The 2,292-nt window shown below is 51.9% G+C and carries 2 tRNA genes and 1 rRNA gene; all 3 read right to left on the bottom strand.

Annotated elements, in window-relative coordinates:
• Nucleotides 1-292: 292 nt before the first annotated feature.
• Nucleotides 293-368 (bottom strand) — tRNA-Ala (locus ACLPGZ_RS19560).
• A gap of 11 nt (nucleotides 369-379) precedes the next feature.
• A tRNA-Ile gene (locus ACLPGZ_RS19565) sits at nucleotides 380-456 on the bottom strand.
• 93 nt (nucleotides 457-549) lie between these two features.
• A 16S ribosomal RNA gene (locus tag ACLPGZ_RS19570) occupies nucleotides 550-2,086 on the bottom strand.
• Nucleotides 2,087-2,292: the final 206 nt, after the last annotated feature.

Raw genomic sequence — 2,292 nt, forward strand, 5'->3', positions numbered from 1 at the left:
ACAACGTCTATATTTTTGAGAACTTTCGTTGAACATAATTTGTTCTGTTGCAATCACAACCCGTGTATTGTCATCACAAGTCGACTAATCGTCTTGCGTTTATTAGACAACACACCTTCGTTGTGCTTCTTCCTAATTGTTAAAGAGCAATTCGTGGGTTGCATAACCCAACGAGCAGTATTCTTGAAAAAGAACACTCTTCGTTGAATCTAGCGCCAGGTCAACCGCTGTTGGCCTGTGCCCTATACTCTGTCATGAACCTTGCTGTATCGACAACCAACCACAAAAGCGGTGGTGGAGGATGACGGGATCGAACCGACGACCCCCTGCTTGCAAAGCAGGTGCTCTCCCAGCTGAGCTAATCCCCCGAGGTAATCGTTGGTGGGTCAAGTTGGAATCGAACCAACGACCCCCGCCTTATCAAGACGGTGCTCTAACCGACTGAGCTACTGACCCATCTATCACCAGTGGGCGATACCTTCAATGGTCATGACATTAACTAACAGCCAATAAGTGTGGACGCTTTCGCTTTGCGAGCCATTCGCTCTAAAAGGAGGTGATCCAGCCGCACCTTCCGATACGGCTACCTTGTTACGACTTCACCCCAGTCATGAATCCCACCGTGGTAAGCGCCCTCCTTACGGTTAGGCTACCTACTTCTGGTGAAACCCACTCCCATGGTGTGACGGGCGGTGTGTACAAGACCCGGGAACGTATTCACCGCGACATTCTGATCCGCGATTACTAGCGATTCCGACTTCACGCAGTCGAGTTGCAGACTGCGATCCGGACTACGATCGGGTTTCTGAGATTGGCTCCCCCTCGCGGGTTGGCGACCCTCTGTCCCGACCATTGTATGACGTGTGAAGCCCTACCCATAAGGGCCATGAGGACTTGACGTCATCCCCACCTTCCTCCGGTTTGTCACCGGCAGTCTCATTAGAGTGCTCTTGCGTAGCAACTAATGACAAGGGTTGCGCTCGTTGCGGGACTTAACCCAACATCTCACGACACGAGCTGACGACAGCCATGCAGCACCTGTGTTCCGGTTCTCTTGCGAGCACGGCCAAATCTCTTCGGCTTTCCAGACATGTCAAGGGTAGGTAAGGTTTTTCGCGTTGCATCGAATTAATCCACATCATCCACCGCTTGTGCGGGTCCCCGTCAATTCCTTTGAGTTTTAATCTTGCGACCGTACTCCCCAGGCGGTCAACTTCACGCGTTAGCTGCGCTACTAAGGCCTAACGGCCCCAACAGCTAGTTGACATCGTTTAGGGCGTGGACTACCAGGGTATCTAATCCTGTTTGCTCCCCACGCTTTCGTGTCTGAGCGTCAGTATTATCCCAGGGGGCTGCCTTCGCCATCGGTATTCCTCCACATATCTACGCATTTCACTGCTACACGTGGAATTCTACCCCCCTCTGACATACTCTAGCTCGGCAGTTAAAAATGCAGTTCCAAGGTTGAGCCCTGGGATTTCACATCTTTCTTTCCGAACCGCCTACACACGCTTTACGCCCAGTAATTCCGATTAACGCTTGCACCCTACGTATTACCGCGGCTGCTGGCACGTAGTTAGCCGGTGCTTATTCTGCAGATACCGTCAGCAGTATCCCGTATTAGGGGATACCTTTTCTTCTCTGCCAAAAGTACTTTACAACCCGAAGGCCTTCATCATACACGCGGGATGGCTGGATCAGGGTTTCCCCCATTGTCCAAAATTCCCCACTGCTGCCTCCCGTAGGAGTCTGGGCCGTGTCTCAGTCCCAGTGTGGCTGGTCGTCCTCTCAAACCAGCTACGGATCGTTGCCTTGGTGAGCCTTTACCCCACCAACTAGCTAATCCGATATCGGCCGCTCCAATAGTGAGAGGTCTTGCGATCCCCCCCTTTCCCCCGTAGGGCGTATGCGGTATTAGCCACTCTTTCGAGTAGTTATCCCCCGCTACTGGGCACGTTCCGATATATTACTCACCCGTCCGCCACTCGCCGCCAAGAGAGCAAGCTCTCTCGCGCTGCCGTTCGACTTGCATGTGTAAAGCATCCCGCTAGCGTTCAATCTGAGCCAGGATCAAACTCTTCAGTTTAATCTCTGTGGTTGTCCCGTCTTGCGACGAGACCGATTGTGTCTCAAAGAAAAATTCAGAGTTACACAAGGTAATTCTTCATCTTTCGTTTGTGAGCACTTGATACAAACTTGTGGCGATCCCCGAAGGGTTCGACTCGCTCATTCCAAGCGCCCACACTTATCGGCTGTTAATTGTTAAAGAGCAGTGACAGTTGCCTGTCGTTC

Origin of the sequence: Alcaligenes sp. Me129 (assembly GCF_050487245.1) — a bacterium.
GTDB classification, from domain to species: domain Bacteria; phylum Pseudomonadota; class Gammaproteobacteria; order Burkholderiales; family Burkholderiaceae_B; genus Alcaligenes; species Alcaligenes phenolicus.